The organism is Desulfosoma caldarium, from assembly GCF_003751385.1.
Classification (GTDB): Bacteria; Desulfobacterota; Syntrophobacteria; order Syntrophobacterales; family DSM-9756; genus Desulfosoma; species Desulfosoma caldarium.
The window spans coordinates 276,069-300,595 of sequence record NZ_RJVA01000011.1 but is presented as its reverse complement, the minus strand read 5'-3'; the positions used below and the strand labels follow the sequence as shown (position 1 = coordinate 300,595).

Below are 24,527 nucleotides of genomic sequence, written 5' to 3'. Positions count from 1 at the left end.
CCCCTTTTTTGTTTCCCGCCCTTGATGCCCCGCAGCTGCACATAGCTTATTCAAGGGGCGCGGCGCGCAAGGCCTTCTCCAGGTCCCTGGCATGTTCCTCGAGGTGTCGCAAAACCAGCGGGGCTTCCTCGGCATCCACCACGAGATGGTCCTGCAGTACGGAACCGACGGCTTCCCAGTCCTCGGCATCAAAAGATTGAAATGTTGTGAAAATCTGCTGGGCTGTCAGGGGTTCCTGATCGAGTGCGGCATCGGTCCAACCTCGAAAAAAGCCGCGCACGACCGCGCGCAGCCAGGGTGCTGAAGCCCACACCAAGTCTCCCACGCCCTGGTGGCGATCCACACGCATGCGAAAGGACAGCATGAAAAAGAAAGCGGCCACCGCCGAAAGTCGTTCATGATCCTGGGAACCTGGCGGCATAAACACGGTACGATTTCGAGCGGAAATAAGGCGAACGGCCACTTTGTCTTGGTCAACGGCGACCACGAAATCCCCCGCAGCGTGATGCCAGGGATAGACCTGAAGATAAGACTCTCGGTCCAACGCGAGCGTCAGGATGTAGGCCGCCTGTTCCATGAGCTGCGCCGTCTGGCGTGGCGTGAGCACGGTTCCTTTGGGGGAATCGTCCCAAACCCTGACGGTTTCCCCACACCCGTCGGGACCCTTTTCCATATGCCACTCGTGGAAGCCTTCAAACCACCGACCAAGAAAAAAGCCAAAGGGCCTGGCCTCGGCGCTTTCATCATGCCAATGACCTCGCCCCAAATAAAGGGCTTGCGGCACATAGGGTCCCACGGGCGTTTGGACAAGGGACTGCAAGGTGTGCCATTCCCGCTGGAGAGCCTTTTGCCTATGAAGGTGCATGGCTGAGTTCAAGACGAAGGTATGGTTTCGGCCGTCCAGGGACACCGTGATTTTGGCCACGTGGTATAGGGCGCCGTGCTTGACGCTGTCGATTCGCACCTGGCGAATCCATTTTGCTAGGACGGGCATTCCCGTGAGGACTTCCAAACTCCGCCGCAAAGGCTCCAGCGCATTCTGCTGCAAAGCCTCTTCCAGTGCCCTGAAGTACTGGGCATAGGTCATGGACGGCGCATCCAGCGTTAATCCTGTGGGAAGCCGGCGCCCCAGCGCGTCCTCATCCACCGGCTTTCCGTCAATGAAAAAGACGAAGTCCGAATTCCGCTTCGTCATGACGGCTCCTGGGAAGGCTCTTGGACCGGGTCTTCCTTGTCTGCATTCGCGGCGTGACAGGGGATCTTGCTAAAAGGAAAAGGGCTGGTTTTTTCGGTAAGAACCTTTGTGGCGTCCAGCCACCAGTCGGCAAACCCGCACCCCAGTCAGTGTCGAGAACGGCTCAGGCACCCCTGAAGGGCCTCTTCCAATTCCTCAACGCGCCGGCGCAAAAGGTCGCGTTCCTTTTCCAGGGCGCTGATGGTCTCCAACCACCGCGACTCCTGATCTTTCTCGCTCATGGATCCCTCCTTCACGCATACCACGGCGCCCGGCCCGTCCCAAGGACCGCGCACCCGTTACTTCAGGCCGTGCTCCTTAAAAAGCCTTTCCAGCAATCGAGCTTCCTTGCCCTTGTCCGTGCAGGGATCCTCGCCGTTATGGTTCACTTCTTCTACATGAAACATGCAGTCCACCAGAATTTCGTAAGGGGTCACCGTCGTGTGGCTCTTGTAAAATCCTTTTCCATTGGGCTGATACACATGAAGGAAAAGACTTCTGCGTTGTTTCATGGCCTGCTCAAGGGCCGATTGAAAGCCGTGCCGATCCATGTCCGTATAGATGCGAATGCAGCAGCGCGTCCTCTTGAAAATCACGTAAACTCGGCTCATCACAGGAACGTCCATGGGCACTCCCTTTAACAAAACGCACCTTTTCCGGCGCACCCCTCCACGCCGCAGAAGCCTTCTGGCTATCACGGAGTGCCTGTCTTGGCAATCCCCAATCGTGCCTTGAGCTGGCTCCAGACGGATCGGTCCGCAAAACTGCCCGTCACGTTTTCCTCAAGCTCCATGAAAAGCCTCCACGGAGCCGCAAAGGTAAACACATGGTCACCCATGGTCTTGCAGACATTCAGGCGTGCGGAAAGATCCATCTGGCCGATCACACCGCGAGGTTTTTTCTTTTGGCCTTCGTGATAAGCATAGATGCCGATGCTTTGGCACCCTGCCGCAAAGGGAACGATCACATGCTCGTTACCTTCCCGACCGTAGTTGGTCAAGACGACCAACGCGGCCAGCTGGTGCGGCTCAGCCCAAAAGACAACCACCTGCGGCGCCCCTTGCGTGGCATTCGCCGCGCTGAGCGGTTGAAAGACCACGTAGCGCGCAGGGATCTCCGTGATGGGCAGGTCTTGAACGAAGCGCTCAACAAGCTTGGGATCCTTGAGATACGCTTCGCCTTCTCGAAAATCCTCCACAAATGCTGCAGCCCCGGAATTTTCCATCTTTTCACAGACGGCCCGCCCCTGCTCCCAATGCTTGTTTCCAACGGACAAAAAATAGTGAAAGCACGCTTCGCCTCCCGGAAACGCCCTGTACTGATTGCCAAAGCCCAAACCGACGCCCCCTCCCCAACACCCATAGGATTCTCGATCGAACGCCGCGGGCTTTCCTCGAGACGCTCCCACCAGCATCCACATGACACAGCCCCATTTGCCCGGGCGAAAAACCGAAGCGCCCTGGGGCTTTTCGTCCGTCCAAAAAATGGCCACGGGCTCGTGCCGCATTCCTAACGCTTGGACCACTTTGCTTTCCATGGACACCCTCCTCCTCGTTGACATCTGTACACGGATTTTTGTGGCAAAATTCTTCTTTGAATATCGCCACGCCTGGTTCACTATCTGTGTGTGCAGTCCGGCTTATCGGAGGTGGCGCTTTACCTTTGCACATGAGGTTAGGCAAGAACGCATGCAAAGATAGAAAAAGAGCCTACAGGAAACCCTATTAAAAGGTAGCCGAGGCGGTCCGCATTTTCAAAAAGATTTCGAGCACCCTGAGAAAATGCCTTTAGAAGGATTCGGTTGGATCGGCCATCTCGGCCCACGTCCCCCTTGTCTAAAGCGCGCAGGGGCGATAGGTAAACCGCGGTCGACTACGCAAGCAAGCATCAGGACCAGGGCGCATGGGCGGGTTCACAAGCCGCCCCTACCTTGCCCATATGCCCCTCACACCCTTTTTGCGGTCACGGAAAGTTGAAGAATCCCGGACGTGTGGGTCCATGAACTCTTATGAATCTTACTATGCCTTAGTGAGGCGCGAAGTTTCCGGTCGAGACTACGTCATCGAATGGCGCACAGGTCGATCTGGATTGGCGGTTATGGCCCCACACGGCGGAGGCATAGAACCAGGGACGTCGGAGGTGGCGCGCTCCATCGCCCAAGGTTCCCACTCTTTTTACCACTTCGACGGGCTCAAAAGAGAGAACAATGGGACCCTGCACATCACCAGCACACGATTTGACGAACCCGTAGCGCTCGCCTTGGCGGCCGTTTCCTGGAAAATCGTGACGATTCACGGATGCACTCATGACGATGTGGACATTTATCTTGGCGGCCTCGACACGAATTTCCAAGCGGCCTGTGCCGAAGCCCTGACAAACGCAGGATTTATCGTGGCTTGTCATCTGGATTTTCAAGGCTTACAACCGGAGAACTTGTGCAACCGAGGCCGTTCAGGCAAAGGTCTTCAACTGGAATTATCTCTGAGGCTTCGCCGACGCCTTTTTCACAGACTGAACCGAGCAGGACGACAACAGCCTACGGCCCTTTTTGGACTTCTGAACGACACCCTTCGCCGAGTGCTGGCCCGTGAGGCCTTTAGCGACTCTTTCTCTCATGTGCATGGAATCCTAAGCTCATGAAAATTCTACAGTATTGCCAGCATGTGCTTGGAATTGGCCATTTTCTTCGAAGCATGCTTATCGCCGAAGCGTTTTCCGATCATGAGCTCTATTTTGTGGAAGGGGGTCAGCCCCTGCCGGGCTTTCGGGCCTCGAGTCATGTGCGCCGCATCGCTTTGCCGCCTCTCATGATGGATCCCCAGTTCACCGCTCTGGAGACCGACCGAGGGGATGTTCGAGAAGTTCAAGAGGCACGCCAAAAAATTCTTCTCGACCTCCATGACGCCATTCAACCGGATGTTTTGCTTCTCGAACTCTTCCCCTTCGGCCGAAAGCGATTTCAGTTTGAACTTATTCCTCTTTTGGAAAAAAACGCCGCATCCGCTCACCGAGCCCGCGTGGTCTGCAGTCTTCGAGACATTCTGGTGGAAAAAGCCGACGCAAAAGCTTTTGAAGAAAGAGTGCTCAAGATCGTCAACCGCTACTACGACCTCATCTTGGTCCACGCCGACCCGGCCTGTGTTCGGTTGGAGGAAACATTTGGCCGCGTGCCGGATATTGACCCACCCATTCATTACACGGGTTACGTGACCCGTAACCACCTCGATCCCCAACCCCACAGGGAAGCCGGACGGATTGTGCTGAGCACGGGCGGCGGTCGCGTTGGCGTGGAATTGATTCGGGCTGTCTTTGACGCCTTTGGGAAGATTCCCCATGCTGGCCTTCGTCTTCACGTTCACGAAGGTCCTTTTATGGAATCCCAGGACCGCGAAACCCTGCGAGCCCTGGCTTCCAGAGACCCAAGAATTTCGTGGCAGCCCTTTTCCCATGTTTTCTTGAACGTCTTGGCCCAAGCAGAGCTTTCCATCAGCATGGCAGGCTATAACACCTGCATGGATATCATCGCCTCCGGCGTCAAAGCCCTCGTGTACCCCTTTCCGCAAAACCGCGAACAGGCTTTGCGCGCTGAGCGTCTGGAATCTTTGGGCGTATTGCGCATTCTTCGCTCACTGGATCCCAACCGGCTGGCTGCCCAGATTCAGGAGGCACTCTCAAGCCCGCCGCCGGCTCCAGGCCGTTTGAAGACCAACGGGGCTCAAGAAACGGTGCGGGCCATTGAAAACCTCGTCCTGAAAGCTTAAAGAATGCTCTAGCACTTTTTGTCGTGACCCGAGGTCCCTTGGCGTGAGTAAAGAGCCCATGGCCCACAGTATCGATCGACAAAACGTCCTCCCCTGGTCCCAAGTCCTTCGCATTTCCTTCAATGCTCTTCGAGCCCGCCTGTTTCGTTCCATGATCACCACCTCCGCGTTGGTCTTGGCGGTCGCTTTTTTGGCCTACACCTTTGCCGTGTACGTCATTCTGGAAGGGCTATGGCCCTCGGCCGATGAGGCTTTTCGCCAGCGCATTCTTTCCGCCGGCTATGTGCCGACAAACGGCCACTTCGGCAGCAATGCCAAGGACCGATGGCTCGTGGTGCTTTCCCTTTTGGTCTGCACCGTAGGGATCGTCAATGCACAGCTCATGGCCGTCACCGAACGATTTCGAGAAATCGGCACCTTGAAGTGCCTGGGCGCTCTCGACAGTTTCGTCATCAAGCTCTTCGTCCTGGAAGCTGCCTACCAGGGACTGATCGGCGGATGCGCAGGCAGCCTTTTGGGGGGAATCACGGCGGTGGTGACCCTTGCGCTGCGCCTTGGCCCCTTGGTCATCGTGCATCCGCCCTTGGGCGCCATGGCGTTCCTGATGCTAAAATCTGTGGCCCTGGCGGTGGTTCTCAGCCTTGTGGGGGTGATGTACCCGGCGTGGGTGGCCGCGCGCATGGAACCGGCCATGGCTTTGAGATCGGAGCCTTAGTGCGCATGAGTGAAAACGGCACGCACAATGTGGTTCGGCTGGTGGATGTCATGAAGGTCTTTCGCATGGGCCAGGAAGAGGTCCAGGCCCTTCGCGGCGTGTCCTTGGAAATCAAGGCGGGAGAATACCTGTCCATCATGGGACCGTCCGGGTCTGGCAAAACCACCCTCTTCAACATGATCGGCGCCCTGGACAAGCCCACATCGGGGCGCGTTTTCATCGACGAAGTGGACGTCGCGCAGCTGGACGCCTACGAGCTGGCATGGCTTCGATGCCGCAAGATCGGCTACATCTTCCAAACCTTTAACCTCATACAGGTGATGACGGCCATCGAGAACGTCACCCTGCCCATGATTTTCGCCGGCATGGGCCGAGACGAGTCCATGGACAAGGGCATGGAACTCTTGAAACTTGTCGGTCTGGCCGAACGATACCAACACAAGCCTTCCGAACTTTCCGGCGGTCAGCAACAGCGGGTGGCCGTGGCTCGAGCCCTGGCCAATGATCCGGCCATCATTTTGGCCGATGAACCCACGGGAAACCTGGACTTGACCACAGGCGAAGAAATTATCTCGCTTCTTAAGGATCTGTCCCAAGAACGTGGCGTCACCATCATTTCGGCCACACACGACCTGAAGATGATCAGCGTGTCGGACCGAGTCGTGTGGATTCGAGACGGCCGCATCGATCGTATCGAAGATCGCGAAAAGCTGAAGATCTCCGTAGGCCAGGTGCTTTGATGGTCCTGTCGATGAACCCAGTGCCAGGGAAGGCGCAACGGGGCTGCTTGTGGAGGCGTGCAGGCGCGGGGGTTCCTTCCTCGCGTGGGCCGCTTGGGGCTTTTTTTCTTCTCATGGGCTGGATTGTCACCGCCATGCCCTTCACGAGCGGGGCGGCTTCGAACGATGCGCTGGTTCAGCATCTGCAGAGGCTCACTCAGGTGGCAGATCGTTCCACGGGCACACCGGGTTGTGATGCCGCTGCCGATTACATCGCCGACACCTTTAAGCGCCTGGGGCTGAAGTCTGTGGGGCGCCAGGCGTTCTTCGTTCCTATACCCGTTTTGGACGAGGGCCACATTAGCGTGGGCTCTAAGCGGTATCCACTTTATCCTTGGGCGCCCAACATGGCTCTGCTGTCCCAAACCCCGCCCGAAGGTCTGGAAGGACCTTTGGTGGACGTTCAGGACGGGGCTTTAGACCGCTTTGACGGACACAACATCGACAACGCCCTCGTGCTCATGGACGTCTCCTCTGGCGAGAATTGGTGGCTGGCAGCCCAACTGGGGGCCAAGGCCGTCATCTTTCTCGGCCAAGACACCGACACGCGCGATCAGTTTCTCATCAAGAACGTTCCCACGCCCTTGGATTTTCCTCGGTTTTATGCCCCTCCGCACGTGGCTTTCGCCTTGCGACGTGCGGCATCCAATGGCGAGCGTGCCCACGTCCTGGTGCGCAGTCATTGGGAACATCGTCTGGGATACAACGTCTATGGCTTGGTGCCCGGATCTTCCCCCCACCTTTCCAGGGAACTGGTCATCATTGAAGCGCCGTACGACGCGGCATCCCCCGTCGTCGGGCTGGCTCCGGGAGCGGACCAGGCGGTTTCGGCAGCCATATTGTTGCAGTTGGCCGAATATCTGGCCGTGCATCCGCCGGCCCGCACCGTTCTTCTGGCGGCCGTTTCCGGCCACGGCCAAAGCCTTTTGGGCACGCGCCATCTTCTGTGGACGCTGGAAGGACCTCGTCGAAGTCTGCGTAGGGAACAACGGTCTTTGAAGGATCGAAAACGCCAACTCCAGGAACTTTACAGGCTCCTTAAACGCCCCGATCCCTTAAAGCCCGAGCCAGATTCTACCCCCTCCCAGAACCTGGTTTGGTCCTACGTGGTGGTCCGAGCCAAGGATGAGGCGGACCGACTGAGCCGGGAAGCTCAGGGGGATTTAACGATCATGGGGCAGGCGCTGAAGTTTCGGCGTCTGAGCTGGAAAAAAGCCCATGAAAAGCTGAGCCGCGAAGAGAGGCTCTTGGCTTTGGAACTCATTGCCCAAGGGTTACCGGACCTTCAGGGCGAGCGCAATGAGGTTGCGGCGCGCCTCAAAACGGTCAAGTCGTGGATCGCGCTGCGCAACGTGGTGGACGACTACGAAAGGGTGTTGCACTTGGGGCTGTCCCTTTCCTCAGGGTCTGATCTGCTGACCTTGAGCGAATGGGGTGGTACGTTCCCTTTGCGGGAGCCGGTCTATCGCTTGGTGCGAAACGTTTTTCTGGTCGAAACGTTTCGACGCGCTGCGGAAGACGTGGCGAAAAAGATTCAGGAACCCTCCGTATTTGCCGAAACCGGCCGCCATGGCCGTGAATTCACGGCCCATGCCGTGGAAAGCCACGGAACCATGTGTTTGGCCTGTGATATTGGTGCCCTTTCCAGTTGTCCATCCTTTGCCGTGACCAGCGTCAATAATTACCGCACTTTTTGGGACACGCCCAACGATACAACCGTCCACGTTAACCTCCATGTACTGCAGCGGCTTCAGAAAAGCTTTCCTCAGCTCATGGCCAAAGTTCTCGACGACCCAAAACTCCGAGAAAGTTGCCGAGCCGGTATACAAGGCTTGGCGTCAGTGGAAGGCCGAGCCCTTTTTACACGGCAAGGAGAACTCTTTCCGGACAAGCCGGCTCCTGGAACCATCGTGTGCGCGTTGCAGGGCCATTCCATGGTCCGCGCCATGACCTTTCAGGACGGGTCCTTCTTTATTCCCGCGGTGGCCAACATGCGGGTGGCTTTTCAAAAGCTCATCCTCGAACCTTACGGGGTCGATTCCAACACCGGCAAGATTCGATGGGTTGCCGACAAAGTGCAGACCTCCAAAGAAAACTACCGTCTCAAAATCAAAGGGCGCATCGCCAGTACCACCCTTGTCATGTTCCACTGCCGGCAAACTGATGTTCTCGGGATGTTCAACCCGCAGCGTATGGACTATTTAACAAAACTCACCGTGCTGGACGGGGTGACGGAAGCCCGCCCTCTGCGGTATTGGTACAGCCGAGTGGACGGACGAGACACCTTTGCCGTGTCCCTTTTCTTGGAACAGGGCAGCCGTTTCAAGCTCATTCTTTCCGATACGCTTCTCCGCAAGGAACTGCTGCTTCTTAACGCCAGCACGGCCAACCCCATGGGCCTTGGCTACCTCATTGGGCAGCCGGAACTCATCACGAAAACGGCCGCCCGCGTGGCGGACGATCTGATCCATTTGGTGGGACAACGCCTGAAAAACCTCACCACCCACGGCATCAGCAACCGCTACCTGGAAAATCTTTACCGGGAAGCGGTTCAAGAGCGGGAACGAGCCCGTGAAGACGAGGCCTCTTTGCGACACAGCCGGGCATGGGAGGGGACCGTTTCCGCCTGGGCCAAGCTCAACACGGTCTACAACGAAATGGAAAACACGCAACGAGATGTTCTCGGCGGGGTGATGTTCTTCATCGCCCTGTTTGTTCCCTTCGCCTATGGCCTGGAACGGTATCTCTTTTGCTTTAGAAACATCTACAAACAGATAACGGCATTTTTTGTGCTGCTCATCGCCACCATTCTCACCATTCGCGCTCTGCATCCAGCCTTTCGTTTGACGTACAATCCCATGGTGGTGATTCTGGCTTTTTTCATCGTGGCCTTGAGTGTCACTGTGGCCTGGATTCTTTTCGTGCGCTTTGAACGAGAAATGGCCGCGTCGTCGGCTCGAGAAGGAATCGCAGCGGCCAAGGACAGCGTCAACAAATGGCAGGCCTTTGGCGCCGGGTTCGCCATCGGGGCTTCCAACCTCCACCGCCGTCGCCTGCGCACGGCGCTCACATCCACCACGCTCATTATCCTGACCTTTACCATCATGTCCTTCACCAATGTCAAAACCCTGACCAAGACCACCATGACTCGCGTGGGTCAAAAACCCACCTACACCGGCGTGCTCATTCGGCATCATATCTGGCGGCCCCTGACGTCCATCTCCTTGCAGAGCCTTGCCGCCCGCTATGGGCATCGGGCCACGCTATGGCCACGTTCCTGGATCGATCCCGCACACCCCTCCCTGCGCGCCGTGGCCTCCATCAAAGCCGAATCCGTGAGCCTTCCCCTGGAAGGGGTCTTGGGCGTGGGTCCCCATGCACCGGAACCCTTGAAAAAGATCGTGCGCGTGGGCCGCTGGTTTCGAGACGACGACACGCAGGCCATACTCCTTTCCACGGATCTTGCGGGAAAGCTCGGCCTAGACCCTTCCCGTGATGTGGGAAAAACCGTGAAACTGTGGGAACTGCCCTTTACGATCGTCGGCTTTTTTGATGCCGATCGCCTGGAAACTTTTACGGATCTGGACGGCTCCTCCATCAAGCCGGCTTATCTCGAAGTGGCCCCCGACGAAGATCTCACGGAAAAGGAAGTGGAGGCTATGGAAGGCGGCGAAACCGTCATGCCCATGGTCGAACGGTTTCGTTCGGCATCTGCTGACGCCACCGTCTTGATGCCCCACAGCACGTGCATGTCTCTGGGAGGAACCGTGCGAGCGGTGGCGCTCATCACCCCTGAGCCTTCCGAAGCGGTGGAAATCGCCGACGACCTGTCCCGCCGACTGGCTTTCCCTCTTTTCGTGGGCGCCGACGTCACCTACTTTCACTCCGCCGCAAAGACCCTGCGATACCAAGGCGTGGCCAACCTGCTCGTGCCCATGCTCATCGTGGTCTTCATCTGCCTCAACACCATGATCGGCCATGTTCACGAGAGGAAATCGGAAATCGGGGTCTACACGTCCGTGGGACTTGCCCCCAACCACGTGGGATTTTTGTTCATCGTGGAAGCCCTGTCCCTGGCCGTCCTATCCACGGTCATCGGCTACATTGTGGCGCAGCTTACGGCCCATTTTCTCGGCACCACGCAGCTCTTTGCCGAACTCAGCTTCAATTATTCCTCCTTAGCCAGCGTGGCCTGCATGGTTCTGGTCTTTTCCGTGGTGCTCCTGGCGTCCTTATACCCGGCGCGACTGGCTGCCACGTTGGCCATGCCCGATGTGACCCGCACATGGACGGTCCCCCCGGCCCAGGGCGATCTTCTGGAGCTTCGCCTGCCTTTCCTGCTCAAACCCGAAGAAGAGGCGGGCATTATGGGCTTTTTGACCCGATTCATTCTAGACCACCAGGACGTGGCGCAAGGGCCCTTTATTGTGGACGACGTGAGCCTCACTCCCCAGTCGCCCAGTGCCGATGGAAGCCAGCTTCCCGAACCCGTCTGTCTCTGGCTCTATGCTAATGTGTGGCTGGCTCCTTTTGATTTCGGCATCAAACAGCGCCTTCACCTCCACTGTTGCCCTTCGCCGGATGAACCGGGCTACATGGAAGTGGCCCTTCAGATGATTCGTCTCTCCGGGGAGAGAACCACCTGGCAGCGCGCCAACCGCAACTTCATCAAGGTGATGAGAAAGCAGATGCTTTTATGGCGGCTTCTCGATGCGGACACCAAGGCCATGTACGGAAGGTCGGTGACCACTGCAGGGATCCAGGCCCTTGAGGGCAACCGTGAAGCCTCCTTTTCCGGCCGCGGATCGAGCCAAGGATAGACCATGAAGGGACGTCGATTGCGCTGGAGTGCCATCGCGCTGGGCCTACTCTTGTCCATGATTCTTTGTGCCTTGACACCCTATAACAACGTGCGCTTGCAGAACACCCCCTTGGCCGGCGGGCACTTTCCGTTGGCGTCTTTCGCCGTTTTGTTGTTTTTCGCTGCTATCTACAACCCCTTGGCTCGTTCCCTTCATCGAAGCGCGGCCTTGGCGGCCCATGAGCTGCTGCTGCTGTGGGCCATGGTCACCGTGGCCACGGGCATCGCCTACACCGGTCTTTTTCGAACCTTTCTCATCAACATTACCACGCCGGGGTGGCTGGCCACCACGGGACACCCCGCCGGCAAGACCCTCACAGAGCTCTTGCCCGAAACCCTCTTTCCAAAACAACCCGATGTCCTCCAGCTTCTGTATCAAGGCTTTGAAAGCGGCCGCAACCTCCCTTGGTATGAAGTGCTGGCCCGCATCCCTTGGGCACAATGGGCGACGCCTTTGGCCCTATGGGGACTTTTTATCGGATTTATTTACGCCGCCTTCGTGGGGCTCACCGGCCTTTTCAGCCATCAGTGGATTGAAAACGAAAAGATGAATTTTCCACTTCTTCGCGTTCCCATGGAAATCAGCGAGGAATCGGAACGCGGAAACCTAGGGGCTTATCTGTCGCATAAATTTTTCCTGGTGGGTTTTTTCATTCCCGTCATGCTGCACCTTTTGAACGGACTGCACACCTATTTCCCTCAGGTGCCTCAGATTCCCGTGTTGTTTCTCGCGCAACCCTATATTCCCCCGGAAGGGCTCCTTTCCGGCTTTTATAAAGTCAAGATTTATGTCTACCCGGCCTTTATCGGCTTTGCCTATCTTACCTCCAAACAGGTTTCGTTCAGCTTATGGTTCTTCTTTTTGCTGGGAGGATTGCTGCCGGGTCTGCTGCAGGTGGTGGGGTGGAGGTTGCCGTCGGCCGCCTTGGGCACCACCTTTGGTCCGGTTCTGGCGCGCGTGGAAGAAATGCAGATGATCGGCGCCTTTGCGGTGTTTTTTTTCTTTATTCTGTGGCTCGCTCGATCCCACCTGATGCAGGTCTTTGCCGGCCTTTGGCATCGCCGTGTTGAGGCCGAAGAGCCTCTCAAGAGCCTTGTGGCTCCGAGAAAAGCTCTGATCCTTTTCGTTCTTGGGGCCGGTGGAGCGGTTTTGTGGATGGTGCGTTTTCACATGGATCCCTTGCCGGTCTTACTTTTTCTCGGGGTGTGCTTCATGCTGCACCTGGTGACGGCCCGCCTCATTTGCCAGGGAGGGCTTCCCTACTTCACGCTGACGGCCGCACCGTCCGATGGTTTTCTTGCCATGATGGCCTCCAAGACCATCGCCCCGATCACTTTGGCCTTGGGATTGGCCGTGCAAAAGGTGGCCTTTGTGGATGTGCGTGAATCCTTGCTCCCGTCCCTGTTGCATGCCACTAAGGCCGCCGAAGGGGTGCAGACGCGACGTCGATTTCTTATCGGTGTGGTCGCGGCCCTTTTCGTCGGGGTCGTGGTTTCCGGTGCGGCCATGCTGGTCATGAGCTTTCAGTACGGCATCTCCATGCTTCCAGACGATTGGGCCGTGGAGACAAGCCGTCGCGTTCATGAAGGGGCGGCACAACTGCTGCGTTATCCTGAAGAGGCCAAGACGTGGAGCATGGTGTTTGCCGGGGTCGGAGCCACTGTAATGGCCCTCCTTGTTTTGGGATATCGGCGGTTTTTGTGGTGGCCTCTGCATCCCATAGGATACCTGACCACGTACAGTTCGGCTTTGCGCATTCTCTGGTTTAGTTTTCTTCTGGGCTGGCTGTGTAACACGTTGGTCCTTCGCTACGGCGGCGTGAATGCCTTCAAGGAAGTGCGGCGCCTCTTCGTGGGCCTTGTGGTGGGGGACACGGTCATGGCCATCGCCTGGCTTATCGTGGGGCTTTTTACGCCAGTGAGTTACCACGTGTTGCCCCTATAGGAGCTTGTCTGAGCGTGCGCTTGATGCTTTGACCTCGTGAAGGCCCGCAAGGGCGAGAAGGTTCCGCGGCGTGCGCCGCGCCCACGGGCTACATTTTCCGACGTGCTGCTAAGCCTATGGGCCACGGCTGGGGCTGACGCAGGGAGACGTTTCATGATCGAGGACAAAGAACTCAAAGAATACCGAGATCTGCTCACGCCACCGGAACAGTTTCGAGACGGTTTCGGGTGGAAATCGGTGATCGGGGCCATTTTCATCGGATTTCTCATGATGCCGGGATCCATGTATTTGGGCCTGGTCATCGGCACGGGCATCGGACCGGCGGCACGCTGGGTGACCATCATTCTTTTTGCCGAAGTGGCCAAAAGGGCGTACACGCGTCTGAACCAGCAAGAAATCTTTGTGCTCTATTACATGGCCGGAGCCGCCATGGCCTCGCCTTTTTCCGGACTGTTGTGGAATCAGTACCTGGTCCAATCGGAAGCCGCTCGCATTCTCGGCCTCACTCAGCACATTCCTTCATGGGTCGCGCCGCAGCCCGGATCCGAATCGCTCATTGAAAGAACTTTTTTCCACCGAGACTGGCTGATTCCCATTCTCCTCATGGTGGGTTTTGAACTCATTCAGGCCGTGGATCATTTCGGATTGGGTTACGCTCTGTATCGGCTGACCTCCGACGTGGAAAAGTTACCCTTTCCCATGGCGCCCGTAGGAGCCTTGGGCAACATGGCCTTGGCCGAATCCACGGAAAAGACAGAAACGGGCTGGAAATGGCGCCTGTTTTCCATAGGGGGGATGGTGGGTTTGTGTTTCGGTGCCATTTACGTGCTGCTGCCGGCGGCTTCCGGAGTGATTCTCAACGAACCCGTGAGGCTGCTTCCCATTCCTTGGATCGAACTGACACCCGTAACCGAAGACATTCTGCCGGCGGTGGCCACGGGCATTCAGTTGGACTTGGGACTTCTTTTCATCGGCATGGTGTTGCCCTTTTGGGCGGTGGTGGGGGGCGCTGTGGGATTTCTTATCACTTTGGCGGCCAATCCCATTTTGTACCATCACGGCATTTTACAGCGATGGCACAAGGGCATGGGAACGGTAGATACGGTTTTTGCCAACAACTTCGACTTTTACATGAGCTTTGGCATTGGCATCGGGTTGGCCATCGCCTTGATCGGCATCGTCCAAGTGCTTCGAGGGCTTAGATCCGACGCCCTAGCCCCCTTTCGGCAACGCATACAGAAGCTCTTTACTCCCCCTCCTGGGCGAGGGGATTTCAGCATTTGGATTGCCATCGGCATTTACGTGGGCAGCACTCTGACCTACGTGATTCTTTGCTCTTTTTTGGTTCCCGGTTTTCCATGGATTTTTTTAGTGGCTTACGGGTTCGTCTACACGCCGTTTATCAGCTATGTGTCGGCGCGCATGGAAGGCATCACGGGCCAGTTCGTGAGTCTACCCATGGTGCGGGAAGCCAGTTTCATCGCGGCGTCCAAGTTTTTCGGCTATCACGGCATCGGCATCTGGTACGCGCCCATTCCCTTTCACAACTATGGCAAGGCCACGGTGCGCTGGCGCGAAATCGAGCTCACGGGAACCAGTTTTCGAAGCATCATCAAGGCGGAAATTCTGGTCTTTCCCGTGGTCATGATCGCCAGTCTGCTGTTTTCTCAATACATCTGGCGCTTGGCGCCCATTCCATCAAGCCAATACCCCTATGCCCAGGAACTCTGGCACCTGCAGGCCCTCAACACCCTGCTACTGCAAAGCGCGACGCTGGAGGGCTATTCGCCCTTCTTTGAAGCGCTCAAGGGCCACTATGTGCTGTGGGGCTTAGGGCTTGGCGCCGTGGTCTATTGGATTCTGAGCGTTTTGCACTGGCCGATTTTACTCATCTACGGCATTGTTCGAGGTCTGGGGCAGTCGACACCCCACGGCATTTTCTTGGAAATCATCGGCGCCTTTCTGGGGCGGTACTACTTTTCCAAAAAATACGGGCTGGCCTGGCGCCAATACGCCCCCGTCCTTTTGGCCGGTTTTTCGTGCGGCATGGGCCTCATGGGCATGCTGGCCATGGGCTTTACCTTGATCATGCGTTCTCTCAGCAGTTTGGCGTACTGATGCCCCGGCAAGCCGTTATCGTGTTCGCGCGTTATCCTGAACCGGGAGCGGTCAAGTCGAGACTGGCCCGCGGTGTAGGAGCTGCAAAGGCCTCCGAAATTTACGAGCAACTCCTTCGCTACGCCTTTGGGGTCTTGGACGACTTTCAGAGACTTTGTCCCCAGACGACCATTGAGGTGAGTCTGGCGACGGCGGATCGCGTTCATGATTTTCGGCGCCGTTTTGCCGTGCCCTGGCCTGTGGTCCCTCAAGGAGAAGGACACCTGGGAAAGCGCATGGCCGAGGCCTTTGAACGGCTTTTCGCCCGCGGCTTTTCCCGCGTCGTCCTCATGGGCTCAGATGTGTGCGACATGTGTGCGCAGGATCTTTCCGCAGCCTTTCGTCTTCTTCAATCCCACGAAGCTGTGTTGGGTCCTGCCCGGGACGGCGGTTTTTACGCCATCGGTTTGCGTCGTCCATGCCCGGAAATTTTTTCTTTTTCCACATGGGGATCGGCCGACGTCTTTCAAAGAACGCAGCATACTCTCTCCCGTCTTGGCCTTTCCTTGGCGGTTTTGCCCTTGCGAACCGATATCGATCGACCTGAAGATCTAAGGCTCCTGGAGCGTCACTGGGCTTTCCGAAATTCCCTGGCCGTGGTGGTGCCAACCATAGGTGGTTTACAGAGTCTCACACCATGGCTTGAAGATCTTCGCAGGATCTTGTGGCCCGGAGATACGGTGTGCATTGTTCAGGGCACGACCGCTTTGGCTTCCCAAGAACCCATCCGCACAGGCGACGTCATTCGGGTGCAAAGCCCTCTAGGACGGGGGCTGCAACTCAATGCCGGCGCTCGAGCGTGCCCCGGGGAAGTTTTGTGGTTCCTACACCATGACTGCTCACCAGGTTTTTGCGCGGCCTATCACGTGCGTCAGATCTGCCGAGATCCTGGAGCGGCCTTGGGGGTGTTTCGACTTGGATTTTCACCGACCAATCGCGCATTGCGGGCCGTGGCCCGCTGGGCCAATTGGAGAACCTCACTTTTTCGGTTACCCTACGGCGATCAAGGCTTCTTCTGCCGCCGTGAGACCTTCGATGCGGTCGGCGGCTTTAGGGCACCGTACATTATGGAAGATGTGGATTTTGTGCGCGCATGCCGCCGGCTGGGACGGCTGTGGGTGGCCCCTGATGTGCTTCTCACCTCTCCACGGCGTTATCTTTCCCAGGGCATTTTTAAAACATCCCTTCGCAATCACATCACCCTCTTCGGTCATTTTCTGGGGGTTTCCAATGCGGTGCTGTATCGGCGATACTACGGCCTATCTCACGGCCCGTTGGGTGGGACGCATGCCTTGAGGCAAGCCCATGCAAATCACGAAATTTTCCATTCCTGAGATCATCTTCGGTCGCGGTGCCCTCAAATACGCCGCCCTCTGCGCCAAAAGGCTCGGTGGGGAAAAGCCCATGGTCGTGAGTGATCCGGGGTTGCGGGAGGCTGGGTGGGTTTCACGCCTTTTCGACGTTCTCACATCGGAAGGCCTTCAATGGTGCTATTACGAAGACGTCGTCTCCAATCCTCGGGACACGCAAGTGGCTCATGGCGCGCTGTTTTACGCCGAACATAAAGCCGACGTGATCATCGCCCTAGGGGGCGGCAGCCCTATGGATGCAGCCAAAGGCATCGCCATTGTGGCCGGCAACGGTGGTCGAATCCATGATTACGAAGGAGCCAATCGAATTCATCGACCTTTGCCGCCCATGGTCTTTCTGCCCTCAACGGCAGGCAGTGGGTCGGACATTTCCCAATTCGCCATCATTACCGATACGCGCCGACGCCTAAAAATGACCATTGTCAGCCGAACTCTCGTGCCGAACATCTCCATCATCGATCCGGTCCTGCTGACCACAAAACCTCATCATTTGGTGTTGGCTGCCGCCGTCGACGCCCTCGCTCACGCCGTGGAGTCGTACGTGTCCATCATCGCTTCGCCATTCACGGAAGTGCAGTCCCTGAAGGCCGTGGAGATCATTGCCAAGTCGCTACCTCGAGCGGCTCAAGAGCCTTCCCTGCCCGTGCTCGAGTCGCTGAGCATCGCCAGCACGGCGGCGGGCATGGCTTTCAGCAATGCCAGTCTGGGGGCGGATCACGCCCTTGCCCATTCCCTGGGCGGCATGTTTGATGTGCTCCACGGAGAAGTGCATTCGGTGTTGCTGCCAGCCGTCATGCGGTTCAACGCAGAAAGGGCCCTGACCAAAATGGCCCAAATCGGAAAAATTCTCACGGGAAAAACCTGGAGAAATGACCGCAAGGCAGCCCTGGCCGGCATCGAATGGCTGGAAAACCTTTTCAGTTCCCTTGGCATGAAGCATCGACTGCGAGACCTTGTGCCCGATTCGAGTCATCTGCCCACCGTATGCCGTATGGCTTCCCATGACGCATGCCTTCTGACCAATCCACGACCTGCAACATGGGAAGATCTTCTGGCCATCTGCGAGGAGGCGTGGTGATGAAACCCCTTCCCAGTCTGGAAGACCTCATCGGAATTGAATACTCTAAACTGGGCTTTTTTCGAGAAGCTCAGGAAAAGATCGCCCAACTCCACGCCTCCACGCTGGAACTGGAGCGGCGGCGCCAGCAGATTCAGGCTATTCTCGACGGCATTACGGACATCATGGCAGTAGTCAGCCCGGAAGGACGCATCACGTCCGTCAACCGCGTCTACCATGACGTTTACGGGGGAAGCTCTCCCGTGGGACGGCTGTGCTATCATGTCTTTCGCCAAGCCCACAAACCGTGCCGTCCATGCCCGGCTGACATTGCCTTTCGCACCAACCGAGTGTGCCGGCAAGAACATATCTACACCGTGGGAGAGGCGACGCGCCATTTTGAAATCACGGCCTCTCCCTTGAGGAATTCCCAAGGGCGTCCCTGCCACATCCTTTTACTAAAACGGGATGTCACGTTGGAACGCGCCTACCAGGCAAAGCTTCAGCAGGCGGAAAAGATGTCCACCGTAGGGCTGTTGGCAGCAGGAGTTGCCCACGAGATCAACAATCCTTTGACGGCCATCTTGGGTTTTGCTCGGGCCATCAAAAAGCGTCTACCGGACGTAAGAGACCGACTGCCCAAGGATTTCGAGTCGGATTTGAGCGAATCCGTAGAAATCATTCTCAACGAGTGCGCCCGATGCCAAGACATCGTCCAGGGGCTTTTGCATTTCAGTCGATCCCATTCGGGCACCATGGTCGCGGTGAACTTGAACGATTGCGTGCGTGAAACGGTGCGGCTGGTGCAGCACAAGATCAAAGAACATCCCCATATCGTGCTGCAGCAGAAGCCCTTCGAGCCTCTCCCGCTCATTCGGGCCACCCCTTCAGAAATCAAACAGCTGCTCCTGAATTTGCTCCTCAACGCCCTGGACGCCTTAGCCGAAAAAGGGGGAACCATCGAGGTGCACACCGGTGTGCGCCACGACCAATGGGTCTTTTTGGAAGTCAGGGATAACGGCTGTGGCATCGCCCAGGAAAACATGGCAAAGATTTTTGATCCTTTCTTCACCACCAAACCTATAGGACAGGGCACGGGCATGGGGCTTTCCATGTGCTATGCCATAGCGCAAGCCCATGACGCGTCCATAGAAGTGGAAAGCCGACTGGGAGAAGGATCGGTATTCCGCGTCGTTTTCAGGAAGATGCCATGATTCCAATGCGCGTTCTGGTCATTGACGACGAAGCGTCCATTCGCAAGCTAGTCGAAAAGGAACTGGCCGTACCCCACAGGCACGTGGTCACAGTGGAAAGCGCCGCGGCCGCCAGGGTTCTCATTGACCGAGAAACATTTGACGTCATCGTCACCGACATCCGCCTTCCAGACGGGGACGGGCTGGAGTTGTTGCCGATGTTTCGAGAAAAGCTTCCGGATGCGGAAGTGATTATGATCACGGGCTACGGTACGGTGGAAAGTGCCCTTAAGGCCGTAAAGCTTGGCGCCTACGATTACATCACCAAGCCGTTTACCATGGAAAGGCTGGAGGTCATCTTAGACAGAGCCTACGAGCGAGTGTGTCTCAAGAGGCACAATCGGCGACTGCTTCAGGGACATGTGGACACAGACGCCCCTCGGCTCGTCGGTCGATCCCAAGCCATGCGACACATCATGGAACTCATCGCCAAAGTGGCCCCCCACGACACCTCCGTGCTCATCACAGGCGAATCCGGCACGGGAAAGGACGTGGTGGCGCGAAACATCCATGCCATGAGCAGACGCCGTGAGGGCCCCTTTGTGGTCAAAAACTGCGCTTCTTTGCAAAAGGATCTTCTCCGAAGTGAGCTTTTCGGGTTTGTCAAAGGAGCCTTTACCGGGGCAACAGAAACACGGGAAGGCCTGGTGAATCTGGCCGAAGGCGGCACCCTGTTTCTGGATGAAATTGGGGACATGCCCCTGGAGCTGCAAGGCAGCATGTTACGGCTGTTGGAAACGAAAAAGTTCCGCCGCGTCGGTGAACAGCAAGAACGACGCGTAGACGTCCGCTTTGTGTTTGCCACGCACAGGGACCTTGAAGCCGAAGTGCAAGCAGGTCGATTCCACGAGGCACTCTATCATCGACTCAATGTGTTTCGTATTCACCTTCCACCACTGCGGGAAAGGCGAGAAGACATCCCCCTTTTGGTGGAGCACTTCCTGGGAGGGTTAAGCCCTCCGGATCGGCCTTTCCGCCTCGCAGACGAAACCTTGATGCACCTTACAGCCTATGACTGGCCAGGGAACGTACGGGAACTGCGCAACGTTTTGGAACGCTGCCTTATTCTTTCGGAAAACCAGCTGATTTTGCCCCAAAACCTTCCACGGGAATTGACGGGAAACCTTCGCCTTTCCAACGCCACAGCCCCCGCATGTCTTCCGTTGCACGAAGTCGAACGCCTGCACATCCTTAAAGCCTTGGACCTGTTTGCGGGCAACCGCACTGAAACGGCCAAGGCTTTGGGCATTAGCCGAAAAACCCTTTACCGCAAAATCAAGGCCTACGGTCTGGAATACTAGACCCGCCCCCCTTGCGTATCCTTTTGACACAGCACGGCACCACCAGGAGACAAAACGCCTCGCACAGCAAGATTCTTCGTGGATTCGCCGGCATGCGCGGATCCTGCTCTTTTGGCGCGTCAAGCTGCGAAACCGATGCGGCCAAAAAGCCCCAAGAAGGGGACCCATGTCTTGACCTAGGCATTTTAAGTATTTGCATTTCAATGCTTTTTTATCTTGGTATTCTTCTTGATAGAACCTGTCATGACGCGTCCTTTCAAAATGGGGTGCGGTTTGAAAACTTCTTCACAACACACAAGGAGGCATGTCATGGCGGTTCGAGAACAGGTGTACGGCTTTTTCATTCCCACGGTGACCTTGATGGGCATTGGAGCCCACAAAGAGATCGGCAAGCAGATCAAAGTCCTCGGCGGCAAGAAACCGTTTCTATGCACGGACAAAGGAATCGTCCATGCTGGAGTCGCCGACCAGATCATCAAAATTCTCAAAGAGGATGCGGGACTGGAGGTGGTGGTCTTTGACGAAACGGTTCCCAACCCCACGGACGTGAATGTCCATGACGGTCTGAAGGTTTTCCAACAAAACGGCTGCGATTCCATTATCTCACTCGGCGGCGGCAGCTCGCACGACTGCGCCAAGGGCATCGGCCTTGTGGCCACCAATGGCGGACACATTCGGGACTACGAAGGCATTGATAAGTCTTCCAAGGCCATGCCCCCCTTCATCGCCGTCAACACCACCGCGGGAACGGCCAGCGAAATGACCCGCTTTTGCATCATCACCAACACGGACACCAAGGTGAAGATGGCCATCGTGGACTGGAGGGTCACACCGAATGTGGCCATCAACGACCCATTGCTCATGATGGGCATGCCGCCGGCCCTCACCGCGGCCACCGGAATGGACGCGCTCACTCACGCGGTGGAAGCCTATGTTTCCACCATTGCCACGCCGGTGACAGATGCCTGCGCTCTAAAGGCTATTGAACTCATTGCCGAAAACCTGCGTGCAGCGGTTGCCAACGGCAACGATGTGGAAGCACGGGACAAGATGGCCTATGCCGAATATCTCGCGGGCATGGCCTTTAACAACGCAAGCCTCGGCCACGTGCACGCCATGGCTCATCAGTTGGGCGGCTTTTATGACCTGCCTCACGGCGTATGCAACGCCATTTTGCTTCCCCATGTGGAACGTTTCAACATGATTGCCAAAATGGAACGGTTCGCGGATATCGCTGCCGCCATGGGAGAAAACATCGCCGGGCTTTCCACGCGCTGCGCTGCAGAGAAAGCTCTTGAAGCGATCGTCACCCTATCCCAGGATGTGGGCATTCCTCGGGGACTTCGGGAACTGGGCGTGCAGGAAAAAGACATTCCCATAATGGCCCAAAACGCTCAAAAAGACGCCTGCGGCCTCACCAACCCTCGGTGCCCCACGTTGGAAGACGTGATTCAAATTTACAAGAACGCCCTTTAAAGGCGCCGATCTGTGCGACAGAATCAGCTTTACGTGAAATCTCTCTTGACGTTGCGCTATGGCCCTTGAGGCATCAATTCTCAGCCAACACCGGTCCCCGCATAGGGACCGGGTTTTTTCTTGGTCCACAGGCATTCACCCCACACAAGGATATGTGACCATGCCCATCTTTGCCTGCTTCAGGTCATGGCTAGAAAGACTCAGTTAAAAGGTCCTGGCCTTTCGGTCTCCGGTGAGCGCATCGGAAGGTTTTGAAGACAAGATCGGGACGTGGATTAAAAACGGGAGGCATCTATGAATGGCAGTTTACGCGCAAGGGACAGATTCATCACTTCTCAAAAGCCTCTCCGAGTGGGCTTTACATCGAACCAAAAGTGTGGTATATATAAGCAATTAGGCCCAAAAGAGATTCAATGATAAAAACCTTCTCCAGGGACATCATGGGCTTGAAAAGGAGTCCCAGTGAACGAAACACGGCCTGCGAATCCAAAACGGATCACACTCTATGCTTTGCAAACGTGCCCTCATTGCCGTCGGCTCAAGGAGTATTTGAAGGAGCACGGGGTAGAGCATGAGCTGGTGCTGGTGGACCTATTGACAGGAGACGAGCGCTCGGCCGTCCTTGCCGCCGTGAAACGAATCAATCCTGCGAGCAGCTTTCCCACTCTCGTCATCGATGATCAGGTCATCGTGGGCTATAAACCCGAGGAGGTGGAAAAAATTCTGCACAAATTCGGCGCCGTCTCCCATTAGACATTGGCGACAGGGCCTCTTTTCGGTTTTTGAAAAAGGGGGCTGTTTTCACAGTGTGAAACCCATGGTGACAGACAGGAGGACAAGGGATGGACAAAATTTTGCGTGTCAATATGGGAGCTGAAGGCGGTCCCAAGGTCAGCGTCGAACCCTTGGGGGCCTACGCCGGACTGGGAGGCCGAGCCATGACGTCGGCCATTGTGTCCAAGGAAGTTCCGCCCACGTGCCACCCTCTGAGCGCCGAAAACAAGCTGGTCATCGCTCCGGGCCTTCTCAGCGGAAGCACGGGAGCCATGACAGGGCGCATCTCCGTTGGCTGTAAAAGCCCGCTCACCGGAGGCATCAAGGAGGCCAACGCCGGCGGACAGCCCGCGCAGGTGCTGGGTCGTTTGGGTTACGCGGCCATTGTCTTGGAGGGCCAACCCAAGGACAATACGTTATACAAAATCGTGATCAACCATCAAGGGGTCAAGGTTCTTCCCGCCAACGAATTGAAAGGGCTCGGCAATTACAAGACCGTGGAAAAGGCCAAGGAAGAGTACGGAGACAAAATCGCGTGCATTTCCATCGGCCAGGCTGGCGAAATGAAACTGGCCGCCGCCTCGGTGGCCTGCACGGACCCGGAACTGCGCCCGACGCGCCATGCGGGCCGAGGCGGCGTCGGAGCGGTCATGGGAGCCAAGGGCGTCAAGCTCATCGTGCTGGATGATACCGGCGCCAAGATGCGTTCGCCCAAAGATCCGGAAAAGTTTAAAGACGCCAACAAACGGTTCGTGGAAGGGCTTCGACGACACCCGGTGACCGGCCAGGGACTTCCCGCTTATGGGACCAACGTGCTGACCAACGTCATCAATGAGGCGGGAGCGTACCCCACGTACAATTTCAAGGAAGGGCGGTTTACCGGAGCGGCCAAGATCAGTGGCGAAACGCAGGCCGAGACGGAAAAGGCTCGAGGAGGCAATCCTACCCATGGATGCCACCGGGGCTGCGTGATTCGTTGTTCCGGCATCTACGTGGATAAGGATGGCAACTACATCAGTAAACAGCCTGAATACGAAACCGTCTGGGCCCATGGGGGCAACTGCGGTATTGACGATCTGGACGCCATCGCACAGATCGATTTTCTCGATGACGACATCGGGCTGGACACCATTGAAATGGGCGCCACCATCGCCGTGGCCATGGAGGCCGGCCTAGCCAAGTTCGGCGATGCACAGGCGGCCATCGAATTGGTCAAAGAGGTGGGCAAAGGGACACCGCTTGGGCGCATTTTGGGCAGCGGCGCGGCGGTCACAGGAAAGGTCTTTGGCGTGGAACGTGTGCCGGTGGTCAAAGGCCAGGCCATGCCCGCCTATGACCCTCGAGCCGTCAAGGGCATCGGGGTCACCTACGCCACCAGCACCATGGGAGCGGACCATACGGCGGGATACGCCGTGGCCACCAATATCCTCAAGGTCGGTGGCAACGTGGATCCCTTGTCTCCCCAGGGGCAGGTGGAACTTTCCCGCAATCTGCAAATCGCTACAGCCGCCATCGACTCCACGGGCATGTGCCTTTTCATCGCCTTTGCCCTTTTGGATCAGCCGGACACGTTTCAAGCCCTGGTGGATATGATCAATGCCTTTTACGGCCTCAACATGAGCGCCGACGACGTGGCCGCCCTGGGCAAAAAGGTCCTCAGCATGGAGCGGGACTTCAACCTTAGGGCCGGGTTCACGAGCAAGGACGACCGGCTGCCGGATTACTTTAAAAAAGAAGCTCTTCCTCCGCACAACGTCACTTTTGACGTGCCCGATGAAGAACTGGACAAGGTGTTTAACTGGTAGGTCTTCAAATGTCGACTTTTCAGGACGGGGCGGTTAGCA

At 56.8% G+C, this 24,527-nt stretch carries 18 protein-coding genes; 14 read left to right on the top strand and 4 right to left on the bottom strand.

Going from position 1 to position 24,527, the window contains the following annotated elements; translation table 11 throughout:
• Positions 1-46 precede the first annotated feature (46 nt).
• The 4 genes from EDC27_RS07265 to EDC27_RS07250 all read right to left on the bottom strand — a co-directional run bounded on the left by EDC27_RS07265 (position 47) and on the right by EDC27_RS07250 (position 2,771).
• A complete protein-coding gene (locus EDC27_RS07265; protein ID WP_123289944.1) occupies positions 47-1,195 on the bottom strand; it encodes a hypothetical protein in 1,149 nt (382 codons plus the stop codon).
• 146 nt (positions 1,196-1,341) lie between these two features.
• Positions 1,342-1,476, bottom strand: a complete 135-nt coding sequence (locus EDC27_RS16750) for a hypothetical protein (RefSeq protein ID WP_281273128.1) — start codon at positions 1,474-1,476, stop codon at positions 1,342-1,344.
• A 57-nt stretch (positions 1,477-1,533) separates the two neighbouring features.
• On the bottom strand, positions 1,534-1,860 hold the full coding sequence (locus tag EDC27_RS07255) for a hypothetical protein (RefSeq protein WP_123289942.1): 327 nt from the start codon (positions 1,858-1,860) through the stop codon (positions 1,534-1,536).
• Positions 1,861-1,928: 68 nt separating this feature from the next.
• Positions 1,929-2,771, bottom strand: coding sequence for a DUF169 domain-containing protein (locus tag EDC27_RS07250; RefSeq protein ID WP_123289941.1), 843 nt, complete (start codon positions 2,769-2,771; stop codon positions 1,929-1,931).
• 461 nt (positions 2,772-3,232) lie between these two features.
• Here EDC27_RS07250 and EDC27_RS07245 point away from each other — a divergent pair, with 461 nt between their 5' ends.
• From EDC27_RS07245 to EDC27_RS07180, 14 genes are all read left to right on the top strand, one after another.
• The gene (locus tag EDC27_RS07245; RefSeq protein ID WP_170161670.1) at positions 3,233-3,874 is read left to right on the top strand and encodes a poly-gamma-glutamate hydrolase family protein; all 642 of its coding nucleotides are present in this window, start codon (positions 3,233-3,235) and stop codon (positions 3,872-3,874) included.
• Positions 3,871-4,995 carry a glycosyltransferase family protein gene (locus EDC27_RS07240; protein ID WP_123289939.1) on the top strand — a complete coding sequence of 375 codons (1,125 nt, stop codon included), beginning with the start codon at positions 3,871-3,873 and terminating at the stop codon, positions 4,993-4,995. The genes EDC27_RS07245 and EDC27_RS07240 overlap by 4 nt, the downstream gene beginning before the upstream one ends.
• Positions 4,996-5,038: 43 nt before the next feature.
• Positions 5,039-5,710, top strand: coding sequence for an ABC transporter permease (locus tag EDC27_RS07235; RefSeq protein ID WP_211334810.1), 672 nt, complete (start codon positions 5,039-5,041; stop codon positions 5,708-5,710).
• Between the two features lie 5 nt (positions 5,711-5,715).
• Complete coding sequence (locus EDC27_RS07230; protein ID WP_123290134.1) at positions 5,716-6,450, top strand: ABC transporter ATP-binding protein; 735 nt, start codon at positions 5,716-5,718, stop codon at positions 6,448-6,450.
• Between the two features lie 134 nt (positions 6,451-6,584).
• Positions 6,585-11,309, top strand: coding sequence for an FtsX-like permease family protein (locus EDC27_RS07225; protein ID WP_170161669.1), 4,725 nt, complete (start codon positions 6,585-6,587; stop codon positions 11,307-11,309).
• A 3-nt stretch (positions 11,310-11,312) separates the two neighbouring features.
• Entirely contained in the window at positions 11,313-13,295 is a 1,983-nt protein-coding gene (locus EDC27_RS07220; protein WP_123289936.1) for a DUF6785 family protein, read from the top strand.
• 153 nt (positions 13,296-13,448) lie between these two features.
• Positions 13,449-15,413 (top strand): OPT family oligopeptide transporter, encoded by a 1,965-nt coding sequence (locus EDC27_RS07215; RefSeq protein ID WP_123289935.1) that lies wholly within the window; start codon positions 13,449-13,451, stop codon positions 15,411-15,413.
• On the top strand, positions 15,413-16,786 hold the full coding sequence (locus EDC27_RS07210) for a TIGR04282 family arsenosugar biosynthesis glycosyltransferase (RefSeq protein ID WP_123289934.1): 1,374 nt from the start codon (positions 15,413-15,415) through the stop codon (positions 16,784-16,786). The genes EDC27_RS07215 and EDC27_RS07210 overlap by 1 nt, the downstream gene beginning before the upstream one ends.
• Positions 16,758-17,900: an iron-containing alcohol dehydrogenase gene (locus EDC27_RS07205; RefSeq protein ID WP_123289933.1), complete on the top strand. Its 1,143-nt coding sequence runs from the start codon at positions 16,758-16,760 to the stop codon at positions 17,898-17,900. The genes EDC27_RS07210 and EDC27_RS07205 overlap by 29 nt, the downstream gene beginning before the upstream one ends.
• Positions 17,900-19,093, top strand: coding sequence for a two-component system sensor histidine kinase NtrB (locus EDC27_RS07200; RefSeq protein WP_123289932.1), 1,194 nt, complete (start codon positions 17,900-17,902; stop codon positions 19,091-19,093). The genes EDC27_RS07205 and EDC27_RS07200 overlap by 1 nt, the downstream gene beginning before the upstream one ends.
• Positions 19,090-20,433, top strand: coding sequence for a sigma-54-dependent transcriptional regulator (locus tag EDC27_RS07195; RefSeq protein WP_211334809.1), 1,344 nt, complete (start codon positions 19,090-19,092; stop codon positions 20,431-20,433). Before EDC27_RS07200 ends, EDC27_RS07195 begins: the two co-directional genes overlap by 4 nt.
• A gap of 309 nt (positions 20,434-20,742) precedes the next feature.
• Positions 20,743-21,909: an iron-containing alcohol dehydrogenase gene (locus EDC27_RS07190; RefSeq protein ID WP_123289931.1), complete on the top strand. Its 1,167-nt coding sequence runs from the start codon at positions 20,743-20,745 to the stop codon at positions 21,907-21,909.
• A 462-nt stretch (positions 21,910-22,371) separates the two neighbouring features.
• A complete protein-coding gene (locus tag EDC27_RS07185; protein ID WP_245994328.1) occupies positions 22,372-22,662 on the top strand; it encodes a glutaredoxin family protein in 291 nt (96 codons plus the stop codon).
• Positions 22,663-22,751: 89 nt separating this feature from the next.
• Positions 22,752-24,488: an aldehyde ferredoxin oxidoreductase family protein gene (locus tag EDC27_RS07180; protein ID WP_123289930.1), complete on the top strand. Its 1,737-nt coding sequence runs from the start codon at positions 22,752-22,754 to the stop codon at positions 24,486-24,488.
• Positions 24,489-24,527: the final 39 nt, after the last annotated feature.